This window comes from Mesorhizobium sp. M7A.T.Ca.US.000.02.2.1, from assembly GCF_003996995.1.
Lineage (GTDB): Bacteria > Pseudomonadota > Alphaproteobacteria > Rhizobiales > Rhizobiaceae > Mesorhizobium.
This window is the reverse complement of sequence record NZ_RZTT01000316.1, coordinates 1-7,178: the sequence shown is the minus strand read 5'-3', so window position 1 is coordinate 7,178 and position 7,178 is coordinate 1. Positions and strand designations below refer to the sequence as shown.

The window sequence follows — 7,178 nt, the reverse complement described above, 5'->3', positions numbered from 1 at the left end:
GGTCAGGTCGATCCTGAAAGACACGCAACATCTCGGCGCGCTCAATCTGGCCGAGGGCCTCGAAGCAAGCTGGCTGGAATGGGCCGACCTGACAAACGGCCAGATGCTCCCGGCGCTTCGCTCCGCTGTTGCAGGAAACGATGACGCTGTGAAGCGAGGCGTCGACCAGATCCTGGAAACTATGGGCTTTCTCGCCACGGCGGCAACGGCGGAGAAATTGATCGGAGACGTTGTTGTGGCCGGTTTGGCGCCGGCGGCGCCGTCTCTCGGTCTCCTGCGGCTCAACGCGTCACTGGCCGAGCATCGAACCAACATATGATCAATCCGGAGAACAGCAAATGAACGCAGCCATCCGTCTTCCGGTCGAGCAGGCCTATGCCGCCGAATTGCAGGCGCTCTCGCGCAATGACGACCGGCAAAGGCCTGCCGGATGGAGCCTTTCACCAAAGGCGGTCCTTACCTACCTGCTTGGCGGAAAGGCTGACGACGGGACAGTGATAACGCCCAAATATGTCGGCCGCCGCCGGCTGATGGAAACCGCGGTCGCGACGCTCGCCACCGACCGCGCGCTGTTGCTGCTCGGCGTGCCCGGCACCGCCAAATCCTGGGTGTCGGAGCATCTTGCCGCCGCCATTATGGGCGATTCGACCATGATCGTGCAGTGCACGGCCGGCACCGACGAGAACCAGATCCGCTATGGCTGGAACTATGCACAGCTTCTGGCAAAGGGCCCGAGCCAGGACGCGCTGGTGCCGACGCCGCTCTACCGCGCCATGCAGGACGGCAAGCTTTGCCGCCTCGAGGAGCTGACGCGCATGGGCTCCGATGTGCAGGACACGCTGATCACCGTGCTGTCCGAAAAGATGATGCCGATCCCGGAACTCAACACCTCGATCTACGCGCAGCGCGGCTTCAACATCATCGCCACCGCCAACAACCGCGACAAGGGCGTCAACGAGTTGTCGTCAGCGTTGAAGCGCCGCTTCAATGTCGTCGTGCTGCCCTTGCCCGAAGACATGGCGGAGGAAGTGGCGATCGTCTCCAAGCGGGTCGGCGAGATGGCCGGCGGTCTTGACCTGCCGGTGCCGAAGAATGTCGGTGAGGAGATCGCGCGCGTGCTGACCATTTTTCGCGAGTTGCGCTCCGGCGCTACAGCCGACGGCAAGGTGACGTTGAAGACGCCGTCCGGTTCGCTGTCCACGGCCGAAGCCATTGCCACCATGGTCGGCGGCCTCAGCCAGGCGGCCTGGTTCGACAGCGGCAAGCTCGGCGCCGAAGGCCTTGCCGCCAGCCTCGTCGGCGCGATCGTCAAGGATCCCGTGCAGGACAAATTGGTGCTGGAAGAATATCTGGAAACCGTGCTCAAGAAGCGGCCAGACTATGCCGGCTACTACGCGGCCTTGAACGCGGCAATCTGACGCCATGGCGCTCAGCGACGTTTCCTATTTCGGCATACGCCATCACGGGCCCGGCTCCGCCGACAGCCTGGTGCAGGCGTTGCAGGAGTTGAAACCGGTCGCCGTGCTGATCGAAGGACCGGCCGACGCCAGCCCGCTGTTGCCGTTGCTCGCCCGCCCCGAAATGCAGCCGCCGGTGGCGCTGCTCTGCTATCCCGAAGACGATCCGGCCTCGACAAGCTTCTGGCCCTTCGCCGAATTCTCGCCGGAGTATCAGGCGACGCTCTGGGCCGTCACCAACAATGCGGCAGTGCGCTTCATCGATTTGCCGTCGTCAGCCCGCACTGCGCCGATTGAGGCCGTGGGGGAAACCGAGAGCGATGGAACGGAAGCCAACGTCGAGGCTGACTTGGCGCCGCATCTGCGGGACCCGATCGGAACGCTGGCACAAGCTGCCGGCTATGAGGATGGCGAAAGCTGGTGGTCTGATATCATCGAGCAGAACCCGCAGCCGGGTCCAATCTTCGCGGCAATAGCCGACGCGATGACGACGCTGCGGGACGGCGAAGGTCCGCTTGCGGCGTTTGAGGCGAAACGCGAAGCGCATATGCGGCTTGAGATCGCCGCCGCGCGAAAGGAATTCGATGGGCCGATCGCTATCGTTTGCGGTGCTTTCCATGTGCCGGCACTGCAGGCGACGCGACCGTTGAAGGAGGACCAGGCGCTACTCAAAGGGCTCGCCCGCCGCAAGAGCATGATGACCTGGGCGCCGTGGACGGGGCCGCGTCTGGCGCTGGGCTTCGGTTATGGCGCCGGCGTTGTCGCGCCCGGCTGGTGCAAGCATCTGTGGCAGACGCGCGGGCAAGGCGACTCCTCGGTCCTGTGGCTGGCGAAGATCGCGGCGGTCCTGAGGGCGAAGGGGCACATGGTCTCGACCGCCTCGCTGATCGAAGCCGAACGGCTGGCCCGCACGCTGGCTGTGATCCGTGAGCGGCCAAAGCCCGGTTTCGAGGAATTGCGTGACGCCGCGATCGCCGCCCTGTTCAACGGGGAAGCGCTGCTGTGGGCGCTGGTCGAAGCCGAATTGCTGCTGGGCGCCGATGTCGGTGAAATTCCGCCAGACACGCCGCTGGCGCCGCTAATCGAGGACCTGCAACGCAACCAGAAAGCAGCGCGGCTCAAGCCCGAGGCGCTGGAGCGCGAATTGTCGGTCGATCTGCGCAGCGACAGCGGGCTGTTTCGGTCGACCTTGCTGCACCGGCTGTCCGTGCTTGGCGTGCATTGGGGCAAACTCACCGACAGCGGCCGCAGCCGCGGCACCTTTCGCGAGCGTTGGATGCTGTCGTGGGAACCTGAATATGCCGTTCGACTGGTGGAGAACCTCGTCTACGGACCAACCATCGAAAAGGCGGCAAATGGCCGGCTGATCCAGATGATCGGCGCGGCGACGTCTCTTGATGCGATGGCCGCACTGGTCCAGGGCGCCATCAAGGCAAACCTGTCGGAAGCGTCGATCGCCGGTCTCGCGGCCTTGGAGGAACGGGCAGCCCGCAGCAGCGAATGCCTGGAAATCCTGACATCGGTGCCGCCGCTCGCCGACATCATCCGCTATGGCGAGGCTCGCAAGACGGAAACCGCCCGTCTGTCCGGTCTGCTGGAGCGGCTGATCGTCGAAGGCGGGATCGCGCTCGCCTATGCCGCCCGCGACCTCGATGCCCAGGCATCCACGACGCTGGTCGGCGCCATGCGCAAGGCCGACGAAGCGATCAGTCTGGTCGAGCCTGAACAGGACGTGCTGGACGCCTGGCGCAATGGGCTGGCTGCGGTGCTCGATGGATCGCGCTCGACGGCGCTGGTGGCAGGCTGTGCCGCGCATCTGCTCTACGAAGCCGGCCATTTGTCAGCCGACGCGGCAACCGGTCTGATCGCACGACGTCTGTCTCCAGGAACGCCGGTCACCGAGGCTGCAGGGTTCTTCGAGGGTTTCTTCAGCACTGCCGGCCAACGGCTGATCTACGACGAGGGCCTGCGCGGTGCGGTGGATGCCTGGCTCGCATCCCTCGACGAAGACGCCTTCATTGCCCATCTGCCGTTGCTGCGCCGGGTCTTTTCGCATCTGGACTCGATGGAGCGGCGGCGGTTGATCGAAGCGGTGCTCGGTCGCGCCGCACGCCTGCCGGCCGGACTGACGCCGACTCCGGATGGCGGCGAAGCGTGGCGCCGCCATCTTGAACGGCTCGGACCCTTGCTGACGGGCGGGAGCGGCAATGGATGACGAGGCCGAAATGAGCGAACCAATCCAGGCCGGCAACGGACGGGAGCGCCGCTGGCGCCTGGCGATCGGTGCCGATGAGGAAACCTCGTCAGCGCTGTCCGACACCGACAAGCGGCTTTCCGCGGCGCTCGATGCGCTTTACGGCGATGGTGCCGGCGATGCGGCTGCCGATCCGCGCAAGCGGCGCGGCGGCCTCGGCCGCTCGGCGCCAAGGGTGGCACAGTGGATGGGCGATATCAGATCGTTCTTTCCCGCACAGGTCGTCCAGATCGTCCAGAAGGATGCCTTCGAACGGCTCAACCTGAAGCAGATGCTGATGGAGCCGGAATTCCTCAAGGCGATCGAGGCCGACGTCAATCTCGTCGCCGACCTGATTTCGCTCCGCTCGGTCATGCCCGCCAAGACCAAGGACATTGCGCGCACGATCATCGCCGATATCGTCGCCAAGCTGATGCAGCGGCTGGAGCAGAAGACAGCCGAGGCGATCCGCGGCGCGGTCGACCGGTCGCAGCGCACCAACCGCCCACGCCAGCGCGACATCGACTGGCCGCGTACGATCTCAGCCAACCTTCGCCATTACCAGCCCGAGCACAAAACCATCGTGCCGGAGAAGCTGGTCGGCTTCATGCGCAAACAGCGAAGGCTGGTCGACCTGGATGAGGTGGTGCTGTGCGTCGACCAGTCGGGCTCGATGGCAAGCTCGGTGATCTACGCCTCCATCTTCGCCGCGGTGATGGCTTCCCTGCCGGTCGTGCGGACCAAGCTTGTCTGCTTCGACACGGCCATCGTCGATTTGACCGAGGAGCTCAGCGATCCTGTCGAAGTCCTGTTCGGCGTGCAGCTGGGCGGCGGCACCGACATCAACCAGGCCGTGGCCTATTGCGCGGACCGCATCGAACGGCCGACCAAGTCACATATGGTGCTGATCACCGACCTTTATGAGGGCGGCAACGGGCAGGAATTGCTGCAGCGGCTTGCTGCACTCGTTCGCTCCGGCGTCAACGTCGTGGTGCTCCTGGCGCTGACCGACCAGGGCAGGCCGGGTTATGACCCGAAGATGGCAGGCTCGGTGGCCGCCCTCGGCATTCCGGTCTTTGCCTGCACGCCGGATCTGTTTCCAGACATGATGGCGGCGGCATTGCGTCGGGAAGATATCGGCTCATGGGCGGCCGGCGCCGATATCAAGCTGGTTCGCGCCGAGGCCGAGACTCCGGAATGAAACACCCGTCGCCAGAGCTGCCAGGATGCTTCTGCCAGCTCTGGGATAAATCGCTGGAGCTCAGCCGAACTTCGGGTCGAGGCTGCCCGACTTATAGCGCTTGGCCATTTCGGCGACCGGCAGCGGCTTGATCTTCTGCGCGTTGCCGGCGGTGCCGAACTGTTCGAAGCGCTCCTTGCAGAGCTTGCGCATGGCGGCCATGGCCGGTGTCAAATATTTGCGTGGATCGAACTCGCTCGGGTTCTCGGTCAGCACCTTGCGGATGGCGCCTGTCAGCGCCATGCGGTTGTCGGTGTCGATGTTGATCTTGCGCACGCCGTGCTTGATGCCGCGCTGGATTTCCTCGACCGGCACGCCCCAGGTCGGCTTCATCTGGCCGCCATATTTGTTGATGATCTCCTGCAGGTCCTCGGGCACCGAGGACGAGCCGTGCATGACCAGATGCATGTTCGGCAGGCGGCGGTGGATCTCCTCGATGACGTTCATGGCCAGCACCGCGCCGTCCGGCTTGCGCGAGAATTTGTAGGCGCCATGGCTGGTGCCCATGGCAACCGCCAGCGCATCGACATGGGTGTCCTTGACGAATTCCACCGCCTGTTCGGGATCGGTCAAAAGCTGGTCGTGGCTGATCGCGCCTTCGACGCCGTGGCCGTCTTCCTGCTCGCCGCCGCCGCTCTCCAGCGAGCCGAGCACGCCGATCTCGCCTTCGACGGACACGCCGCCCCAATGCGCCATGTCGACGACGCGCTTGGTGATGCCGGAATTGTAGGCGTAGTCGGCGGGCGTCTTGCCGTCTTCCTTCAGCGACCCGTCCATCATGACCGAGGTGAAGCCGTACTGGATAGCGGTGACGCAGGTGGCTTCGTTGTTGCCATGGTCGAGATGCATGCAGACCGGAATGTCGGGATGGATTTCGACCAGCGCGTCGATCAGTTTGGCCAGCACCACGTCATTGGCATAGGCGCGCGCGCCGCGGCTTGCCTGCAGGATGACCGGCGACTTGGTCTCCTCGGCGGCCTCCATGATGGCGAGGCCCTGTTCCATGTTGTTCATGTTGAAAGCGGGCACGCCGTAGCCGTATTCGGCGGCGTGGTCGAGCAATTGTCTCAGTGTTATGCGAGCCACCCAATAGTCTCCCGTATCTGGTTTCAAGCGCAACGTCGCGGGCCGGCCGGTTGCCGGCCGGCCCTTGATGCTTCTGGCCGGATTTCGAGCCAACCGCAACCTTCAGCGCTCTTCTCGATCGCAATTCTTGTTGCAGGGCTGAAATCCGGCCTGTTCGACAACCTCAAGCCGCGATCAATTCCCGCGCCGCCAGGATCTGCACGCAGGCATTGGCCGCCTCCTTGCCCTTGATGGTGAAGTGCTCAAAGAAGAAGCGGTGGTGCTCGGCGCTGTCGTGGTAGTTGTGCGGGGTGAGAACCGCCGAAAGCACCGGCACGCCGGTCGACAGCTGCACGTTCATCATGCCGTCGATGACAGCACTTGCGACAAACTCATGCCGGTAGATGCCGCCATTGACGACGAAGGCGGCGCCGAGGATCGCGGCATAGCGGCCGGTCCCGGCCAGGGTCTTGGCATGCAGGGGGATTTCATAGGCGCCCGGCACGTCGAAGACGTCAACGGTGAAGCGCTCGCCTCCGATGTCAGCCAGTGCCGCTTCGAAGGCCTGCACGCACTGGTCGACGATGTCGGCATGCCAGCGCGCGCGGATAACGGCGATGCGAGTCTTTTCGTAGTCTTTATGGGAATGCTGATTCATGGGTCCATCCTTCCGTTTCGAACCAGAATCAGGACGCACGATACGGATTAAGCCCGCGAAGAGCGGGCCGGCTTCCGTTTCGTTCTCTTCCATCCGGACTCTAACCGTCGGCTCCGGAATCACACCGGATCTGCTGACCTTTCCGAAACCGGAAAGCGCTCGCGGGCTTGGGTCGAAACCTTTACCGCCGGTGGGGACTTTCACCCCGCCCTGAGAACATTAACGGCTTTGTATGAAAGGGCAGGGCGCTGCTGTCAACCGGGGAGACCTATCAGGGCAATCGCTCCAGAACCAATGAGAGGTTCCGACTTGTGGCGGAGACCACCAATTGCCGAGTCGGCGCCGCCCCTCATTGCCCTGCCGGGCATTTCTCCCCGTATAGTGACGGGGAGAAAGAGGCTGGCCGCAACCTCGGCGCCCTTCTTGCGACGCTGGCGATTGGCGAAATCGCCGATGAGAGAACCCCTCTCCCCGTCACTATACGGGGAGAGGATGCCGGCAGGCAGGTGAGGGGCGGCGCCAGCG

General features: G+C 64.0%; 5 protein-coding genes, 1 pseudogene and 1 riboswitch. Of the genes and pseudogenes, 4 read left to right on the top strand and 2 right to left on the bottom strand.

Features of this window, described 5'->3' with window-relative positions:
- The 4 genes and pseudogenes from EOD15_RS24690 to EOD15_RS24675 form a co-directional block, all read left to right on the top strand.
- Window positions 1–319 (top strand): annotated as a pseudogene (locus tag EOD15_RS24690) (hypothetical protein); the annotation flags it as partial.
- A gap of 19 nt (window positions 320–338) precedes the next feature.
- Complete coding sequence (locus EOD15_RS24685) at window positions 339–1,418, top strand: AAA family ATPase (RefSeq protein WP_127322424.1); 1,080 nt, start codon at window positions 339–341, stop codon at window positions 1,416–1,418.
- 4 nt (window positions 1,419–1,422) lie between these two features.
- Window positions 1,423–3,672, top strand: a complete 2,250-nt coding sequence (locus EOD15_RS24680; RefSeq protein WP_127322423.1) for a DUF5682 family protein — start codon at window positions 1,423–1,425, stop codon at window positions 3,670–3,672.
- Window positions 3,665–4,891 carry a VWA domain-containing protein gene (locus EOD15_RS24675; protein ID WP_127408929.1) on the top strand — a complete coding sequence of 409 codons (1,227 nt, stop codon included), beginning with the start codon at window positions 3,665–3,667 and terminating at the stop codon, window positions 4,889–4,891. Before EOD15_RS24680 ends, EOD15_RS24675 begins: the two co-directional genes overlap by 8 nt.
- A gap of 60 nt (window positions 4,892–4,951) precedes the next feature.
- Here the strand turns inward: EOD15_RS24675 and fba are convergent, their stop codons facing one another.
- Window positions 4,952–6,016 (bottom strand): class II fructose-bisphosphate aldolase, encoded by a 1,065-nt coding sequence (gene fba / locus EOD15_RS24670; protein ID WP_013532928.1) that lies wholly within the window; start codon window positions 6,014–6,016, stop codon window positions 4,952–4,954.
- Between the two features lie 163 nt (window positions 6,017–6,179).
- On the bottom strand, window positions 6,180–6,653 hold the full coding sequence (locus EOD15_RS24665; RefSeq protein ID WP_127322552.1) for a 6,7-dimethyl-8-ribityllumazine synthase: 474 nt from the start codon (window positions 6,651–6,653) through the stop codon (window positions 6,180–6,182).
- 77 nt (window positions 6,654–6,730) lie between these two features.
- A riboswitch (FMN riboswitch) is annotated at window positions 6,731–6,875 on the bottom strand.
- Window positions 6,876–7,178 lie beyond the last annotated feature (303 nt).